The organism is Pyxidicoccus fallax (genome assembly GCF_012933655.1).
In the GTDB taxonomy this organism is placed as follows: domain Bacteria; phylum Myxococcota; class Myxococcia; order Myxococcales; family Myxococcaceae; genus Myxococcus; species Myxococcus fallax.
On the sequence record NZ_JABBJJ010000021.1, the window covers coordinates 13,156 to 30,481 of the forward strand.

12 protein-coding genes are annotated in these 17,326 nt (G+C 68.5%); 7 read left to right on the top strand and 5 right to left on the bottom strand.

The window, feature by feature from the left end; genetic code table 11:
• The first annotated feature begins 28 nt into the window (after positions 1–28).
• Positions 29–1,015: a hypothetical protein gene (locus tag HG543_RS06820; RefSeq protein ID WP_169343868.1), complete on the top strand. Its 987-nt coding sequence runs from the start codon at positions 29–31 to the stop codon at positions 1,013–1,015.
• A gap of 470 nt (positions 1,016–1,485) precedes the next feature.
• The gene (locus HG543_RS06825) at positions 1,486–3,660 is read left to right on the top strand and encodes a CARDB domain-containing protein (protein WP_169343869.1); all 2,175 of its coding nucleotides are present in this window, start codon (positions 1,486–1,488) and stop codon (positions 3,658–3,660) included.
• A 257-nt stretch (positions 3,661–3,917) separates the two neighbouring features.
• On the opposite strand, the gene HG543_RS06830 is transcribed toward HG543_RS06825, so the two are convergent.
• Entirely contained in the window at positions 3,918–6,131 is a 2,214-nt protein-coding gene (locus HG543_RS06830; RefSeq protein WP_169343870.1) for a zinc-dependent metalloprotease, read from the bottom strand.
• Positions 6,132–6,423: 292 nt separating this feature from the next.
• On the opposite strand from HG543_RS06830, the gene ygiD reads away from it, so the two are divergent.
• On the top strand, positions 6,424–7,350 hold the full coding sequence (ygiD, locus tag HG543_RS06835) for a 4,5-DOPA-extradiol-dioxygenase (RefSeq protein ID WP_246356818.1): 927 nt from the start codon (positions 6,424–6,426) through the stop codon (positions 7,348–7,350).
• Between the two features lie 12 nt (positions 7,351–7,362).
• On the opposite strand, the gene HG543_RS06840 is transcribed toward ygiD, so the two are convergent.
• Positions 7,363–8,256: a LysR family transcriptional regulator gene (locus tag HG543_RS06840; protein ID WP_169343871.1), complete on the bottom strand. Its 894-nt coding sequence runs from the start codon at positions 8,254–8,256 to the stop codon at positions 7,363–7,365.
• 120 nt (positions 8,257–8,376) lie between these two features.
• Between HG543_RS06840 and HG543_RS06845 the strand changes: the two genes are divergently transcribed.
• The gene (locus HG543_RS06845) at positions 8,377–9,495 is read left to right on the top strand and encodes a saccharopine dehydrogenase family protein (protein WP_246356819.1); all 1,119 of its coding nucleotides are present in this window, start codon (positions 8,377–8,379) and stop codon (positions 9,493–9,495) included.
• Positions 9,492–10,124: a TetR/AcrR family transcriptional regulator gene (locus tag HG543_RS06850; RefSeq protein ID WP_169343872.1), complete on the top strand. Its 633-nt coding sequence runs from the start codon at positions 9,492–9,494 to the stop codon at positions 10,122–10,124. The genes HG543_RS06845 and HG543_RS06850 overlap by 4 nt, the downstream gene beginning before the upstream one ends.
• A gap of 27 nt (positions 10,125–10,151) precedes the next feature.
• Here HG543_RS06850 and HG543_RS06855 read toward each other — a convergent pair whose 3' ends face one another.
• Positions 10,152–11,714: a glycosyltransferase family 87 protein gene (locus HG543_RS06855; RefSeq protein WP_169343873.1), complete on the bottom strand. Its 1,563-nt coding sequence runs from the start codon at positions 11,712–11,714 to the stop codon at positions 10,152–10,154.
• Positions 11,715–11,749: 35 nt separating this feature from the next.
• A complete protein-coding gene (locus tag HG543_RS56745; protein ID WP_371876505.1) occupies positions 11,750–13,189 on the bottom strand; it encodes a methyltransferase domain-containing protein in 1,440 nt (479 codons plus the stop codon).
• 284 nt (positions 13,190–13,473) lie between these two features.
• Between HG543_RS56745 and HG543_RS06865 the strand changes: the two genes are divergently transcribed.
• Positions 13,474–14,769 carry a flavin-containing monooxygenase gene (locus tag HG543_RS06865; protein ID WP_169343875.1) on the top strand — a complete coding sequence of 432 codons (1,296 nt, stop codon included), beginning with the start codon at positions 13,474–13,476 and terminating at the stop codon, positions 14,767–14,769.
• A gap of 10 nt (positions 14,770–14,779) precedes the next feature.
• On the opposite strand, the gene HG543_RS06870 is transcribed toward HG543_RS06865, so the two are convergent.
• Positions 14,780–15,544, bottom strand: coding sequence for a thioesterase II family protein (locus tag HG543_RS06870; protein ID WP_169343876.1), 765 nt, complete (start codon positions 15,542–15,544; stop codon positions 14,780–14,782).
• A gap of 329 nt (positions 15,545–15,873) precedes the next feature.
• On the opposite strand from HG543_RS06870, the gene HG543_RS06875 reads away from it, so the two are divergent.
• A complete protein-coding gene (locus HG543_RS06875; RefSeq protein ID WP_281404365.1) occupies positions 15,874–17,244 on the top strand; it encodes a cytochrome P450 in 1,371 nt (456 codons plus the stop codon).
• The last annotated feature ends 82 nt before the right edge of the window (positions 17,245–17,326 follow it).

Here is a 17,326-nt window from a genome sequence, read left to right on the forward strand (position 1 = left end):
TCACGTCTGGCTTTTATGCTTACGCGCCATGAACTCTCCAGAGCTGGTCATGCCCGACCTTGTTGGTGATGCCCAGGGCATTCGAAATTCAGTAGGCCAGGGCGTGACGCTGCCGCGACGGAGTACGGGAGCCTTGCTCCGCATCGCGACACTTTCCCGGGTGGAAGAAGCGGGCATTGATGCGCCCTACCCCACCGAGGATGCGCTCCAGGCGCTGCGCGCGGCCTCACGGCATGCAGCCTTTGGAGGCGAGGATTTCTGGCTCTGCTCCGGATATACGCTCAGTCGACTTCCGGATGCCGAGGAGGTGCTGGAAGCCTCGGGCCAGGTCAGCGTCATCTTTGAGGTCTGGGACAGCAAGACAAGCGGGTTCGTATCCTGGTTTTGTGCCTTTCGCGGCAAGACCAAAGCTCGGTGTGTCCTGTTGCGGCGCGGGCAGTTCATCTTTCGCAGGCGAGACCTCCATGACGAGCCTCGCAGCGTTCAGAAGCTTGCTCGGGTGCTGGAGCTGGGCGCTGGAACCATCCGCTTCGACGGGCTGAACCTGACTCTCGTTCTCCTGATTTGTGGCGAGAACAATGCGGTGACGGCTTTGCGCGAGACGGCGAGCAAGTCTGACACTCCCGCCTTGCGGCAAATCGTTTCGGCTCCTTGGGCTGTGCTCAATCCCAGCCACCATGCGTACTGGCCCCAGTCCAAAATGACGGGTTTCGCCAAGGTCGGTCGGGTTGGCAATGCAGGCCCTACGCTGGCTCACCACGTCCAGTCTGGTCAGGGGAGTGCGAGTTTCATCCTCCACTGCAACAATTATCTGCGACGGGACTTGAATCCGGACGCGGAGCGCAGGACCCGTCAGTACGCTTCCGTGGTGTTCACAGAGGCCACCGGGCGAACCCCACTCGCGCCGACCGCGAGTTCACCGACGAATTGTCAGAACAGCCCGGCTTGGTACGCAGTTCGTTATCAAGTGGCTCTTCCATCTGGAGCGCTGGTCGGAAACGCCAGGAGCACGTAAGAGTCTTGCCCCACCACCAAGGCGGCCTGAGTTTCCAATCCACCACGAGCCATCTCCAGGAAGTAGGCCGCGGCGCCAAGGGGTGGCGAAGCGCGTGGGGGGGCCCGCCACCCAGGCCACCTGAGTCACCTCCCTCCACGCCTCGCAGCGAGCGTTCATGTCGATTTTTTGCAAATGCACCTGAATTTCAGGTGCAGCTCCACGTCAGGACGGGCTCCCAGGGAGATCGGGTCGGCGACTCCCAACGGAGAACCCACATGAACGGACGAAGTACAGGTGTGTGCTGTGTCACGGGGCTCGCGGCATTGCTGTCGATGACGGCGTGCGACGAAGCTCCCAGCAGTGTCAGTAGCGACAGCCCTTCCAGCAGCGCCACGCGGGAGGAGGCTCTCGCGGCCTCCCCCACCCGGGCCCTGGTTCAAGGGCAGGACTTCGCGGTGCTCTCGGTTACGGGCCCGGCGAGCGCACGGTTGGGCGAGCCATTCGACGTCACGGTGACGGTGTGCAACCAGGGCACGGAGAGCAACACCCCCCGAGGGTACCTGTACCTGTCGCCGGACACGGTCATCTCCCCGGATGAGCCGCGCACGCCCGGCTCGGACATCCTCCTGGGCAGCTTCCCCACGAACCAGCTCTCCCCCGGGCAATGCCTGACGCACACGGAGCGTGTCCAGGCCAACCCGGGCATCCAGGGGGCGTACTACCTGGGCGCCCTCTTGGACCCGCTCAATCGCACACCGGATGTCGACAGGAGCAACAACGCCCGCGCGGGGACGCGCATCGGCATTGGCAGTCGTCCCGATTTCGTCGTGTCCGCCGTGACGGGTCCCACCAGCGCCGTCCCGAGCACTCCCTTCCCCGCTTCGGTGACGGTGTGCAACCAGGGCACGGAACCCGGCACGCCCTTCGTGGAGCTGTACCTGTCCGCAGACAGGTTCGTCATCCCGGACGTGCCCCTCACGCCCGCGTCGGACGTCCCCCTCTCGGACCTCTCCATGGGCGTGCTCGTCCCGGGCCAGTGCCGGACCGAGACGCTGAACCTGCAGCCCCCGCACGTCATCGATGGACCCTGGTACCTCGGTGCCATCGTGGACCCGGCCAACACCGTCTTCGAGCTCATCGATGACAACAACACGAAGGTGAGCACCCGCTTCGGCGTGGGCCTGGGGCCCGACTTCGTGGTGACCGCCGTAACGGGGCCCACGAGCAGCACCCCGGGAGCGTCGCTGACCGCCCAGGTCCAGGTCTGCAACCAGGGCACGCATCCTGGCGGGACTCCCGTGGAGCTGTACCTGACCCCGGACGACATCCTCTCGCCCCACGTGCCTCCCCTTCCTCCCTCGACGGACGTGCGCCTGGGCATGCAGGACACCGGGCTGCTCGAGATTGGCGCGTGCAAGACGCTGACCTTCACGGGCTCGCCGGGAGGCGCCACGGGCGCGTACTACCTGGGTGCCATCGTGGACCCGGCCGGCTTCATCCTGGAGATCAACAAGGAGAACAACACGCGGCTGAGCAGCCGCCTGGGTATCGGTAACGGCCCCGACCTCGTCGTGGCCTCGGTGTCGGGACCGCCGAGCGTCGAGCGCAACCTGCTGTTCGAGGCCACCATCCAGGTGTGCAACCAGGGCACCGCCCCTTCGGGTAGCGCCACGGCGGAGCTGTTCCTGTCCGCGGACGCGACCATCACCCCTCAGGACGCGCCGCAGGGCCCGGTCAGCATCTCCCCCCTGGCTCCGGGTGGCTGCCAGACGTTGACCGTGAGCACCGCCTACCCGCCGACCGTCTGGGAAGGGAACTGGTACCTGGGCGCCATCGTGGACCGGCAGGCCGTCGTCCCCGAGCTCCTCGAGGAGAACAACGCTCGGGCGGGTACCCTCATGGGCGTGGGGCTCCGTCCCGACTTCGTGGTGGCTTCCGTGACGGGCCCCACCAGCCTCCCGCATGGGCAGCCGCTCAGCGCCACCGTCCGGGTGTGCAACCAGGGCACCCAGGCCGCGGTGACGCCCGTGGAGCTGTACCTGTCCGCGGACCCGGTCATCACTCCGCGCGTGCCGAACCTGCCTCCCGTGGATGTGTTCGTGGGCGGCTCGCAGACGGGGCTCCTGGCCGCCGGCGCGTGTGAGAACGTGACGGTGGAGGGCATCCCCCTCTCGGCCAGCACGGGCGCCTGGTACCTGGGCGCCGTCGCGGACCCGTCCAACGCCGTGGTCGAGTTCTTCGAGAACAACAACGTGAAGGCAGGCAGCCGCGTGGGCCTGGGGAACCGTCCCGACTTCGTCGTGACTTCGGTCGTCGGCCCCTCCAGCGTTCGCCTGGGCCAGCCCTACGAAGGGCGCTTCACCGTCTGCAATCAGGGCACGACGGAGGCTCCGCCGACGGAGGTGGAGCTGTTCCTCTCCCGGGATACCGTCATCTCGCGCGACCGCCAGCCTGACGGAACGCGCGACACCCCCCTGGTCATCATCTTCCTGGACGACCCGCTGATTCCGGGACAATGCCAGACGAAGACGGTACCAAACCTCAGGGGCGCGGATGACCTCGGTGACTGGTACCTGGGCGCCATCGTGGACCCCCCCAACGTCGTGATGGAGTTCATCGAGGACAACAACGTCCGGGCTGGCACGCGCATCACGTTCAACTGAACCGTGGACGTCACGCCTGGCGGGGGCCCCGTGCCCCCGTCAGGTGTTCTGGAGGTACGCCGCCACGACGTCGAACATCGCGGCGAACCGCGGGTCCCGCTCGCGCAGGTCGTTGGCGAGTTCCTGGAAGTGGGTCACCCACTCCGCCTCGGTCTGGGGGGCCCCGGAACAATGTGTCGCGCCGACCCGGGCACCTGAGGAGGGCCCCTCCTCCGGTGGGACTCACGGCACCGAAGTCCCACCGGCGGGGGCTCCCATCAGCGGAAGTACGGAGACACGGCCGCGTCGATGCGGGCCAGGAGGTCCTCGGTCTGCAGCCGCTCATCGCCGCTCAGCGACGGGAGCTGAGCGGTGAGCATGTCCTGGGCCTCGCGCAGGGTCGCGTACGAGGCCAGCGTCTGGTGGACCTTCAGGATGTCCACCATGGTGCGGCGCGCGGTGAAGCTCCGGACGCCGTCCACGTTGAGCAGGATGCCCCGGACATCCGCAACCACCAACGGCAGCAGCTCCGGCGAGTTGGGCGGATTGGCGGTGAAGGTGCCGCGGCTCGCCGCCGGGTCCAGGTACAGCCGCGCCAGCGTGCGCCACGCGACCTCGTCCGCCTGTGCCGCGTACGTCGGCGGCGCGTTGGCTGGAATCTGCAATGGCGGCCGCAAGGGGGCCATCGTCATGACATACGCGGAGGCCCGCGTCGCGGCATCGCCCGCGCGCACGAACTGCAAGGGGAACTTCACGTTGTAGTCGAAGGTCCGCAGCAGCTGCGAGATGGGCCGCGTCCCGCGCAGCCATCCGTTCAGCTGCGTGTGGAACCGCGGCAGATAGTACTTCGTGAGCGGGTCATCGAAGCGGTCGGAGAGGTTGCAATACGGGTCCACGTTCGCGTCCTCGTCCGTGCAGAACGCGTGCGTGGGAAGCTGCGTGGACAGCCCATACAGATAGCGGACCGCCGCCACGTCATAGGGCCCGAGAGTGTCCACGTGGACGGCATCCACGTCGTCGAAGTACTCCATCACCGTGGTGGAGCGCGGGCTCCCGGGGCTGCCGTCGTACACCCGCGAGCCCATGAAGTTGTGCCGCAGGCCCAGGGTGTGGCCAATCTCATGCAGCACCACGTTCGTGAGATACGCCTCCACCTTCTGCTTCTTGGTGAGCCCCGGGGCGTCCTCCGCCAGCTCCGCCTCGGGAGGCACGGGCAGCTCCAGCTCGCACAGCGTGTCGCCCTTCATTCCGGCCCACGACATGCGGGTCGATGGGGCGCGTGTCGGCGCGGCGACGCGCGCGGACGGGTCGTCACCGAACTGCTGGTCCGCCCACCACACCCAGAGCGCGGGGACATAGATGCTGGCGCCACGAATCTCCCCGGTGTTGGGGTTGGTGCGCCAGTTCGCGAAAGCGAAGGGCACGGCCTCGTCCGTGTCGAAGATGAGGGTGTTCTTCTCGTCATCCGCGAAGCCCGACGAGTCCTCGGCCATGACGGCCTCCAGCGCCGTGAACCCGAACGCCTGGTTCCACCCTTCGATGCCGCGCTTCACCGCGCCCACCAGGTCATAGCCCTGGTAGCGCGGGTCGTTCTGCACCGTGAGCAGGCTGGAGGTGATGTGCCACCGGATGGGCCGCATGCCCGGATGGATGGCCCACTTCGCGGCCACCTGCTCGGTCAGGAGCGTGTTGGGGATGAGGCGCGCCGGCCCCCGGAAGTAGTGCTCCCGGGGAGGCAGGGGCGTGGGCGTGTAGCCCGGGCTCTCGGCGTACCTGCGCAGCGCGAGCGCCAGCGTGCCCGAGCTCTGGAAGACGTTGTCCCCCGGAAGCTCGATGGGCCGTTCGAGGGGGACGTCCGCATGGCCGGTGAAGACCTGCTCGAAGGCGACTCCGTCCGCGAGCCGGCGGAAGCGCTGGGCGAAGCTCAGCTCCACCTCGAACCGGACGCCGCGCTCGCCGAGCTTGTCTCCCATCACCCCGAAGCGGTTGAGCCCCGCCGTCGGGTCGATGAGGACGTACCGGTCCGCGCCATGTGAGCGATTGAATGGACCATGGTCGGTGACGATGGGGTATGCCTCCACCACCACGTCCGGGTCGAACACGTCACTCATCACCTTGCGGTCGTCCACGTCGAGGACGAAGAGCTTGCCGTTCTGCTCCTTGAAGCTCACCACCCGCGTGCCCAGGGACCTGGCCGCGCGGTTGACTGCGCCCCCCGGATGCTGCTGCTTGAGGTACGCGGCCATGAACCACTTCTGGCTCAGCTCGCTGCGCCGGATGGCCAGATAGAAGCTGGTGCCCGAGTTCTCCACCACGCCGCGAAGCTTCTGCTCCACCTGCTGCTTCTGCTCCGCGCTCACCACGCGAGGCACGGCCACGAAGGCATCCTCCAGCTCCACGGATGCCCCGGCCTCCGGAGCATCGGGCGCTGGAGTGTTCGTGGGATTGCTACAGCCCGTGCTCAGCGCCAGGACCAGGGACGCGGCACTCAACCATGCACGCCGTGAAGCGAGTCGACTTCTCCACATGTGGGGGGCCTCCGGATTGGGGACGCGCCCATCGCATCCCGCTTCTGGCCAACGGCCTCGCCGCGCGTCCTTGCCCGCTTCCTCCCCGGCCATGGGAATACCCGTCAGGGGACAACGGTCTCGCCCATTCGCGATATGGCTCCCGGGCGAGCGCGTTTGTTCACCCTCTTTCCGCCGCGGTGGCGTTCCACGGGTGGAACAGTGATTTGCTCGGCACGGCATGGTGGAACGCCGGCCCGCCGAGCAGAATCCCACCATGTCCTCGTCCCGACCTGACCGTCGCAGCGTCCTCAAGGCCGCCGCCCTCGGCGTCGCCACGACCCTGCCGCTCCCGGGCTGCCGCGACTCGGCCCGCGCCGAGCGCCCGTCCCAGGAGGGAGCCCCCGTCATGTCCCAGTCCTCCGAGCCACGCCTCCCGGTGCTCTTCATCGGGCATGGCTCCCCGATGAACGCCATCGAGGACAACACCTGGACGCACGCCTTCCGGGCGCTCGCCAGCCAGCTCCCGAAGCCCCGGGCCATCCTCGCCATCTCCGCGCACTGGTTCCTCCCCGGCACCTTCGTCACCGGGAACGAGCGCCCGCGCACCATCCACGACTTCGGTGGCTTCCCCCGCGCGCTCTACGAGATGCAGTACCCGGCCCCCGGCAGCGTCGAGCTCGCGCAGCGCGTGGTGAAGCTCCTGGGGCCTTCGCGCGCGTCCGTACAGACCGACTGGGGGCTGGACCACGGCACCTGGACGGTGCTCCACCACCTGCGCCCCGACGCGGACGTGCCCGTCGTGCAGCTCAGCATCGACGCGCGGCTCGCGCCCTCCGAGCACCTCGCGCTGGGCCGCGCGCTCGCCGGCCTGCGGGACGAAGGCGTGCTCATCATGGGCAGCGGCAACGTGACGCACAACCTGCGGCACGCCTTCACGAGCATGCGCGCCGGCAACCTCGCCACCCCGCCCTGGGCCGAGCGCTTCGACCAGGACGTGGCCCGGGCCCTGGAGCAGCACGACGGCGCCTTCCTGGCGCGCGTCATCGAGACCGAGGCGGGCCAGCTGTCCCACCCGAGCATCGACCACTTCCTCCCGCTGCTGTACGCGGCCGGCGCCGCCCGGGACAACGACGCGGTGCGCTTCCCCATCACCGGCTTCGACCTCGCCTCGCTGTCGATGCGCTCCGTGCTCCTCGGTTGAGCGCCGCCCGGCTCACCCTCCGGCGGGAGCGGTCGAGAGCGGCCGTCCCTTGAGGAACTCCAGCAGGAAGTCTCGGAAGGCCGACACCTTCCGCGGGACGTGCTGCGTCCGCGGGTACAGCATCACCAGCGACGTGGACGCGTGCGTGTAGCGCGGCAGCACGCGGACGAGCTGCCCGGACGTCACCTCCGCCTGGGCGAGGAAGGTGGGGAGGATGGCGATGCCCGAGCCCGCCTTCACCGCCTCGCGCAGGAAGAACATGTCGTCGGCGAGCACGCGTGCGTTCTTCTCCGAGATGCCAATCTCGCCGAGGTACTTGAGCCCCCGGAACGCGACGATGTCGTGGTGGGCGAGGTCCTCGGGAGCGCGGGGCGTCCCCCGGCGCGCGAGGTACGTGGGGGACGCGAAGAGCTGCACCTCGATGGGTGACAGCCGCCGGACCACCAGCGACGAGTCCGCCAGCTTCGCGCCCGAGGCACGCAGCGCCAGGTCGAAGCCCTCCGCCACCAGGTCCACGTTCCGGTTCGTGAGCCGGCAGTCGATGCGCACGGAGGGATAGCGCGTGGTGAAGCGCGCGATGACCTCGGGCAGGAAGGTGGCGCCCATGTCGTGCGGCGCGGTGAGGCGCAGCTCCCCGGAAGGCGCCTCCTCGCGCTCGGGCAGCGTGCCCACCGCCTCCTTCAGCGAGGCGAGCAGCGGCGCCGCGCGCTCGTACAGCGCCGCGCCGGCGGTGCTCAGCGACACGTGGCGCGTCGTGCGGTGGAGCAGCTGCGTCCCCAGCGAGGCCTCGAGGCTCGCCACGCCCCGGCTCACCGACGACTTGGGCAGCCCGAGCCTGCGCGCCGCCTCCGAGAAACTGCCGGTCTCCGCGACGGTGACGAAGAGGCCGAGGAGGTTCAGGTCCATTGTTCCACCGGGGGAATGGTCTGGGGCCGCTGATGCCGCTCCAGCAACACCCACTCTATCGGGCCCGGCGCCCTCACGAAGGCTCTTCCAAAAATAGGTCAAATGACCTATTTTGTTCCCATGCATACTCACGAAGGCATGGTGCGGGACACCGCGCGGCACGACCCCGAGGGGGCGGTGGTGCTGGCCGGGGGCTATGGCGTCGTTGGAGCGGAGGTCGCCCGGATGCTCCGGGCCCGTCATCCGTCGCTGCCGCTGGTGCTGGCCGGGCGGACACCCGCCCGGGGTGAAGCCCTGGCGTCGGAGGTGGGAGCCTCGCTCCAGACAATGGACCTGTCGGGCCCCTCCCCGCTCGACTTCTCCGCGCGCGCCGTCGTCACACTGGTGAATGACCCCACGGACCGGTTGCTGCGCGCCTGCCTCCAGGCGGGCATCCCCTTCGTGGACATCACCCGCTGGACGGCGCGCGTGCAGCAGGCGCTGGCGCTGGCGGCGGTGGAGCCTCCCCGGGCCCCCGTCGTCTTCGCCTCCGGGTGGATGGGCGGCCTCGTCCCGCTGGTGGGCGCGGCGCTCGCACGAGAGCTCGGGGGCGCGTCCGTCATCGAGACCGCCATTCTCTACGACCTGGCCGACCGCGCGGGGGAGGACTCCATCGAGTTCATGGACCGCCTGCACGTCGGCTTCGAAGTCACGGAGGAAGGCCAGCGCCGGGTGGTGGAGCCGCTCACCGGAGCGCGCCGGGTGGAGCTCGCGGGCCGGCCCCGCCGGGTGGTCCGCCTCGACACGCCCGAGCAGCTCACGCTTCCGCTCGTCCTGGGGGCGAGGACGGTCTCCACGCGCATCGGCTTCACGGACGAGTCCGCCACGCTCGCGTTCCAGGCCCTCCAGGGACTGGGCCTCTTCCACCTGCTCCGGGGCGAGCGCTTCCGGAGCCTGCGCCGTGCGCTGCTGCGCGGCTCCGGCAAGGGCGGCCGGGCCGTGGTCCACGTCGAGGTGTCCTCGCCCGGAGGGACGCGCGCGGCCACGCTGGTGGATGCCCGGGGGCAGGCGCACCTGACGGCGACCGGTGCCACCCTGGCGCTGGAGCGCGCGCTCGGGCTGGACGGGGACGCGCCTCCCCGGGGTGTCGCCTTCCCGGAGCAGACGCCCTCTCCCGAGCGGGCCCTCGCGGCGCTGCGCTCCCTCGGCGTGGAGCTGGAAATCCACCCGGGCGCGGACGTGGAGCGCCGGGCGGCATGAGCACGCGTGGCGCTTCCCGGAAGGGACAGGAGCGAAGCGAGGCCATCCTCGAGGCCGCCGAAGGACTGCTCGTGGACGAGGGCCACGCGGCCCTCACGCTACGGGGAGTGGCGCAGCGGGCCGGCATCCGGCTGGGCAACCTGCAGTACTACTTCGCCACCCGCGAGGAGCTGGTGGCGGCCCTGCTCACGCGCGTGCTGGAGCGGGCCAAGGCCCGGCTGGCGGAACGGGTGGACGCGGCGGGTGACTCGGTCGGGGCGCTCGACAAGGCGCTGGAGTTCCTGCTGGAGGACCAGCGGGAGCCCGCCAGCTACCGGCTCTTCTATGACCTGTGGGCGCTGGCGGCGCGGGAGCCCGCCATCGCCGCGGAGCTGCGACGCTTCTACGCGCACTACACCGACGCGGCGGCGGAGCTCCTGACCCGCGTGGCACCCGAGCTGCCCCGCGCCGAGGTGCGTGCGCGAGCGGAGCTCCTCGTCTCCCTGCTGGAGGGACTCTCGCTCTTCCGGTCCGGGACGGCGGGTGCACCGGACCGGCGGGTGGAGGCCGAGCTGCGGCGCTTCGTGTCGTGGCTCGGCACGCGGAGCGAACAGGGGCCCGGCCCCGGTGGCCGCGCTCCCCGGAGCTGAAGTCCCCTGCTCTCCGTCCGAGCGGCCTCAGCCCAGGGCCGCCGGACCGACGCTGGCGGGGAGCGGCTCCGGCGCCCGCGCCGGGGTGCTCACCTTCACGGCAATCCAGAACCCCGTCACGTACAGCACCGTCTGCGCGACGAGGGTGAAGGCCACCATGGGCCCGACGATGGGCGGCCCGTAGAGGGAGATGACGACCCAGCCGAGGACGAACGGCACCAGGTGCTTCGCGCCGGAGCGCAGGAAGGGCACGTACGCCGCGAAGAGCCACACCCCGCCCACCGCGCAGTACGTCCACGGCGCGAAGGGGCTGCGGAAGGACGACAGGCTCAGCAGCGCCAGCCACACCACCAGCTGCGTCAGCCGGAAGCGCGAGCCCTCCTCCCCGCCCGTCTCGCGCTTGTACAGCCGGTGCGCCACCGCCACGGCCAGCGCCACCACCAGCAGCGAGTACACCGCGATGATGGCCCGCGCCACCGCCAGCGGGTCGCTGAACTCGACGCCCACGAGCTGCAGCTTGAAGGGCACGCCGAACGGCGAGTAGTTCACCAGGATGGCCGGCGTGAAGTTCCACACGAAGTCGAACAGCTCGCCGCTGGAGATGCGCGGCACCGCGCTGGTGAGGTAGTCCACGAAGGGCTTCTCACCGAACACCAGGAAGGCGCCCACCGTGTAGAGCACGCCGAACCCCGTCGTCCACAGGGCCGCCTTCCACTTGCGCTGCACCAGCAGGTAGATGCCCAGCACGCCCGGGAAGATCTTCGCCAGGATGGCGAAGGCCAGCATCGCTCCCCCCAGCGCGTGGCGCCGCTTCTGGAAGGAAATCATCGCCCCCAGGCACAGGCCGTAGACGAGCAGGTGGATGTTGCCCAGCTGCACGTTCACCAGCGTGGGCAGCGAAATCCACACCACCGGCGTCAGCGCTCCCAGCACCGCGCCCTCTCGGCCCCCCACCCACGACGCCACGAGCAGCATGGCGACGAGCGCCGCGGCGGCATACAGCACGTACCAGCCCGCCCGCAGCGCGAAGAAGTCGCGGCTCATGGTCAGCATCAGCTTCGGCAGCAGCAGGAACTGCGGCGGGTACGCGTAGTAGTCCCGCTCCAGCGGCTCCACGTGCGGCAGCACCGCGTCCATCTCGTGGGACTTGTAGAGGCTCAGGTCGAAGAGGTTCTCCTTCCCCTGCTCCGCCATCACCGCCGCGCTCATGTAGCCGGACAGGCAGGTGTGCTTCACCATGAACTCCACCTTCGGGGTGAGCGAGTACTGCTTCAGGTTCGGGTCGAGCATGAAGACGCCCAGCCGCGCCATCGCCACCACCACGAGCACCGACGCGAGCGTCAGCAGCACGAAGGCCGTCCGCGATTTGCCCCGCAGGTACTCCACCCACGGAGCGGGCACGCGCGGCACGAGGACGAAGAACAGCAGCGCGAGCGCCGCGAGTCCCACCGGCAGCGCCGCCCCGAAGGGCACCCCCACCAGCACGAGCAGCACGACGAGCAGGGGCGCCAGGAGCCCCGAAATGAATCCCGCCATCAACGCCGAGCCGGCGCTGAGCGAGGAACGGAATGCTGCGGACCGCGCGGACATGGGTCGTTCTCTCCGGTGATGCACAGGGGTTGGGACTACTTGCTGGCCGCGGCCTCGGGGCCACCGGCCTTTTCCAGCACGAAGGTGACATGCGCGGAGAAGGGCGCCGCATGGCGGTTCCTCTCCAGGCACTGCTCCACGCCCCACAGCCGGCGGTAGGCGAACTGCGGCACGAAGTCCGGCAGGAAGGTCCGGTACTCCGTCTTCACCAGCGTCCAGCCCTCGCTGAGGGGCCCCGTCGTCTCCTTGAGCCACACCTCGGTGCCGTCATCGATGTCCTTGATGAGCGGGAAGATGTAGCTCATGTAGAAGCGGAACAGCGGGTTGGTGACGTTCATCTCGTGCACGACGAAGCGGCCGCCCGGCCGCAACACCCGCCTCACCTCCTGGAACGCCTGCTGCTGCCGCTCCACGTCCGGCAGGTGGTGGATGACATTCACCGCGTAGACGAAGTCCTGGGACGCGTCCTCGAAAGGCAGCTGGGAGATGGAGCCTTGTCTCACCAGGTTGGCATCCGGCCCCAGGTATTTCCGGGCCTGTTTGATTTGATTCTCTGAATAATCAATCCCCTCCACCAGGTAGCCCCGGGACAGCATCTCCTTGAGGTACCAGCCCTGGCCGCAACCCGCGTCAATTCCTCGCACGTAGCGGTCCTTCGGCAGATGGCTCAGGTTGAGTTCAATCTTCCGGTTGAGCAGACGTAGCCGGATGTGCTCGGGCACGTTGTCCTTGTACTCCTCCGCGATGAGGTCGAAGTGGTTGGCGGCCTCCGTTCCCCGGCCGAGCCGCCGGCGGATGTGGAGGATGGCGCCCAAAGCGGCCAGGATGACGAGCCAGTAGGTGAAGGCCCGCACCAGCGCCGCGGAGAAGACCGCGACCTCCGCCGCCACGCCCGCTTGCACCAACAGTTCAATCATCCCGCGCCCCACGAGCAGGAAGCCCGGCTGCGTCAGCGAGGCCACGCCCTGCACGTGGCTGGCCGCGTAGATGCGCAGCGACTCCGGGAGTGCGATTTCCACGCCGAACGTCCGCAGGGTGATCCACAGCGACGCCCCCGTGACGCCCCAGATGAGGACGGCGAAGCCCTGGGCGAACAGCAGGCTGATGGCCATGGGGACGACGCCAATCCGCCGCTCCCGGCTCTTCGTGGGCAGCAGGGCCAGCGCGAACGCCCCCGCCACGAACACGGCCAGCGCCCCACCCAGCAGGGAGTACGACGCGAAGGCCGCCAGCAGCGCGATGGCCACCGCGTCCGTGGCCAGGTCCGCCGCCAGCAGCGCGAGCGCGCGCATGAAGCGCTCCCGCAGCGGAGCCACCCTCAGGGCATACAGCACGTAGAACGGCGTGAGGTTGCCCACGAAGGACGCCAGGAAGGCGAGGAACAGCTTGCGGCTGGGCGCCAGGACATGCCCGGCACGTAGCAATACCATCCACTTCAAATACCGCCCCGTCAGGTTGACGATGGTGATCGCCACGACCAATGCAATACATAGGGCGAGCGATGCCGGTGGGGCGTGCTCGAGGAGACCTGATACATCTCCGGGAATGTTGTACTGATGAAACGTGTCGAGTGAGTTGGCGATGGCGAGCCCCACTCCGGACACGATCAGTATTGCGGCAATGGATTGCACCCAGACACTTTTCATGCGAGACTTCCCCGCCTGTTCAGCCGGTCGCCTGCGTCGATTTTGGGGCTGGTCCGCGGAATGCTCACAACGAAGCCTTCCACCAGACAATCACTCAAACACATACCATTGCCATGAACGGATCTCAACCGGGTCAGGTTTATTGCATCATCGGTGCTGGCGCCGCGGGGCTGGCCGCCGCGAAGGCCTTCAAGGCGGCGGGGGTTCCGTTCGAAGTATTGGAATCCGCCTCCGGAATCGGTGGCATCTGGGATGCCTCGCGAGAGGACTCGCCAGTGGGGAGGAACACGCACGTCATCGCGTCGAAGACGGTGCAGGCGTATCCGGGCTTCCCCATGCCGGCGTCCTACCCGGACTATCCCAATCACGCGCTCGTGCTGGACTACCTGCGCGCCTACGCGGAGGACGCCGGCGTCATGCCGCACATGCGCTTCAACACGGCCGTGGAGCGGGTGGAGCCGTCGGGTCAGGGCTGGCGCGTGCGGGTGCGGGGCGGTCCGGACCGGGAGTACGCCGGGGTGGTGCTGGCCACGGGACATGACCGGACGCCGCGCATCCCCACGTTCCCCGGGCGGCACGACATCCAGGTGCTGCACTCGCACCGCTACAAGAGCCCGGCGCAGCTGATGAACAAGCGCGTGCTCGTCGTGGGCGCGGGCCAGTCCGCCGCGGACATCCTCTGTGAGTCCGCCATGAACGCGGCGAAGACCTTCCACAGCACCCGGCGCGGCTTCTTCTGCATGCCCAAGTACCTCATGGGCCGCCCCACGGACACCATGCTGCAGGCGCAGGCCCCGGGCTTCCTCCGGCGCCTGTCGTACTACCTCTTCTTCCGCTTCCTCTGGCGGCGCTCCCGGGGCCTGGGCATGCCCGTGCCCGTCATGAAGGACGACCTGGTCATCCCCGTGCTGGGCGACCTGCTGCATCACCACTACACCCACGGCGACATCACCCATAAGGGCCACATCGCCCGCATGGAGGGAGACCGGGTGTACTTCGACGACGGGACGGACGAGCAGATCGACGTCGTCTTCCTCGCCACGGGCTATGTGCCCGCGTACCCCGTCATCGACCGCAAGCACCTGAACTGGGCCGAGGGTGAGAACCGCCCCTCGCTGTACCTGCACATCTTCCCGCCGGAGACGGACAACCTCTTCGTGGTGGGCATGGTGCGGCCGGTGGGCTCGCACTGGGACGTCTACGAGTACCAGGGGCGGCTCATCGCGGCCTACCTCCAGGCTCGCGCGAGGACGCCCGAGAAGGCGCGGCGGTGGGAGCAGCTCAAGCGCGACCCCCAGCCGGACTTCCGGGCCGGCATCCGCTTCTACAACTCCGCGGAGTACCCGCTCGTGGTGGAGAAGCAGGAGTACGTGAACCACGTGAAGGGTCACCTCCGGAAGCTGGCCTGAGGCACCCCGCTCAGTCCCCGGACACGGTGCGTCCGGGGACGAGCGCGGCCAGCTCGCGGCGGAGGGCGGCGGTGAGCGCCGGGCGCTGCTCGTGCAGGTAGAAGTGCCCGCCCGGGAAGAGCTCCACGGACTCCAGGTTCGACGCGAGCTCTCCCCAGGCGCGCAGCTGGCCCGGCGTCGCGCGCTCGTCGTCCCTGCCGCCGTACACATGCAGCGGGCAGTCCAGCGGCCCGTCGTCCTCGTACTCATAGGTGTCGAAGACCTCGAAGTCCGCCCGGAGGACGGGGAGGAAGAGCGCCAGCAGCTCCGGCTCGGAGAAGACCTCCTCGGGCGTGCCGCCGTAGCCGCGTATCTCCGAGAGGAACTCGGCGTCGTCGAGCCGCCACAGGAGCCGGCGCGTCCTCGGAAGGTGCGGCGCGGCGGCGGCACTGAGGAAGAGCGCGCGCGGGCCCGGAAGGCCGGCGCGGCGCAGGTGCAGGGCCAGCTCGAACGCCAGCAGCGCGCCCATGCTGTGGCCGAAGAACGCGAACGGCAGGTCCAGGTACGGCGACAGCCCCCGCGCTATCGCCGCCACCAGTGGCGCCGCCCGGCGGATGGCCGGCTCGCGCAGCCGTGCCCTCCGTCCCGGCAGCTCCACCGCGCACACCTCCACGTCCTCCGGGAAGTCCGCCTGCCAGCGGCTGTAGATGGACGCGCCGCCTCCCGCGTAGGGAAGACAGAACAGCCGCAGCCGGGCGGCCGGCGAGGGCCGTCGGTAGATCCATTGCTCTCTCATCTCGAAGGTCGCACCGCGAGGCTCCGCCGGCTCTGGCCGGGCAAAGCGTGAGACGCGACGAGTATTCGAGCGGTCTGACATCCGCCGGAGATGTCAGGTCATGCCGCCGTGCGTTGTGAACGCGGTTTTTGCCGCGTCACGAACAATGTCAGACCCCCCGATTACACAGCGAGACTCGGCTTCTCCGAATGTGGCGACTCACCCCGTCACTGATAACCCATACGCACGGTGGAGCCATGACACCGCAGGTCTGAAAAGGAGATGGGTGGAAACGCACCTCATCGTGGTGCGGCGATACCCCGCGACTCATGCGTCAGACGACACCGGGAATGAGCAAGGCGAAACGTCCGCCTGGGCCGACCTTCATCGAAGCGCTGAGAATGACGCCAGACCTGACGCGTGACGCACTGGGGGCTATGAGCCGGATATCCCAGACGCATGGCGACATGGTGCGGGTGAAGATTGGCCCGATGCTCGTGTATCTGCTCAACCACCCGGACTACGCGAAGCACGTCCTGCAGGACAACCACACGAACTATCGCAAGAGCTCCATCTACCACGAGTTCAGCGTCCTGCTCGGCAACGGCCAGTTGACGACGAACGACATGGAGTACTGGCGGAGCCAGCGCAAGCTCATCCACCCGGCGTTCTCCCGCAGCCACCTGGAGCGCTACTTCTCCAAGGTCGCGGAGAGCTCGAGCGCGATGCTGGCGCGGTGGGAGGCGGCGGCCTCGGCGGGCAGGCCGCTGGATGTCTACAGCGAGTTCATGCGCCTGATGCTGGGGCTGACGGGGAAGATTCTCTTCAGCATCGACCTGGCGGAGGAGGCGCCGCAGGTGAGCGAGGCGATGCGGGTCGCCTTCGACTTCATCATGACGCGGGTGAATGCCCCCATCAAACTCCCGAGAGACTTCCCCACTCCGGCCCGGCGGCGCGTGGCCCGGCACGTGGATGTGCTCAACGACATCGTCCGGCGGCTCATCGAGGAGCGGCGCGAGGGCGAGGACCGGGGCGACCTGCTCACCGCCCTGGTGCGGGCGCGCGACGAGGCAGGCAAGGGCATGAGCGACGAGCACCTCCGGGACGAAATCAAGACGCTGCTCGTCGCGGGGCACGAGTCACCGGCGAACGTCCTGTCGTGGGCCTGCTACCTGCTGGCGCTCAACCCGGACAAGGAGGAGCGGCTCGCCGCGGAAGTCACCCAGGTGGTGGGGGACCGGCCGCCGACCTTCGCCGACCTGCCACGTCTGCGTTACTGCCAGATGGTGCTCGAGGAGACGATGCGGCTCTACCCGCCCGCATGGGTGGTGGAACGCACTCCCATCCAGGACGACGTGATTGGTGGGTATCACATCGAGGCTGGCGCCCGTGTGACGATGTTCATGTATCAAATCCACCGACACCGGGACTTCTGGGAAGACGCCGAGCGTTTCGAGCCCGAGCGCTTCTCCGAGGCTCGCTCCGCGGGCAGGCATCGCTTCGCGCTCTTTCCCTTCTCTGGAGGGCCGCGCATCTGCCTGGGGAAGGACCTCTCCATGGTGGAAATGCTCATGTGTCTGACCATGGTCATCCAGCGGTTCCGGCTGAGACTCGAGCCGTCACATCCGGTGGTGCCGTTGCCATCCGTCAACCTGCGACCCAGGGATGGAATCGTGTTTCACCTCTCCCCGCGCCGGAACTCGGTCGCGGCCGCCGGGTGATGCTCTCTTGCCTGCCCTGTTGGGTTTGCCTTCCACCGCCCTCCCTTGAATCCGCAAGGAATGGCGGAATACCTTTCATGAA

Bases quoted from the DNA above. Each gene is read 5' to 3' on its own strand.
- ygiD (WP_246356818.1), top strand. From the start codon at position 6,424: ATGTCCTCGTCCCGACCTGACCGTCGCAGCGTCCTCAAGGCCGCCGCC.
- HG543_RS06870 (WP_169343876.1), bottom strand. From the start codon at position 15,544: ATGAGAGAGCAATGGATCTACCGACGGCCCTCGCCGGCCGCCCGGCTG.
- HG543_RS06845 (WP_246356819.1), top strand. From the start codon at position 8,377: ATGCATACTCACGAAGGCATGGTGCGGGACACCGCGCGGCACGACCCC.
- HG543_RS06840 (WP_169343871.1), bottom strand. From the start codon at position 8,256: ATGGACCTGAACCTCCTCGGCCTCTTCGTCACCGTCGCGGAGACCGGC.
- HG543_RS06820 (WP_169343868.1), top strand. From the start codon at position 29: ATGAACTCTCCAGAGCTGGTCATGCCCGACCTTGTTGGTGATGCCCAG.
- HG543_RS06865 (WP_169343875.1), top strand. From the start codon at position 13,474: ATGAACGGATCTCAACCGGGTCAGGTTTATTGCATCATCGGTGCTGGC.
- HG543_RS06875 (WP_281404365.1), top strand. From the start codon at position 15,874: ATGAGCAAGGCGAAACGTCCGCCTGGGCCGACCTTCATCGAAGCGCTG.
- HG543_RS06850 (WP_169343872.1), top strand. From the start codon at position 9,492: ATGAGCACGCGTGGCGCTTCCCGGAAGGGACAGGAGCGAAGCGAGGCC.
- HG543_RS06855 (WP_169343873.1), bottom strand. From the start codon at position 11,714: ATGTCCGCGCGGTCCGCAGCATTCCGTTCCTCGCTCAGCGCCGGCTCG.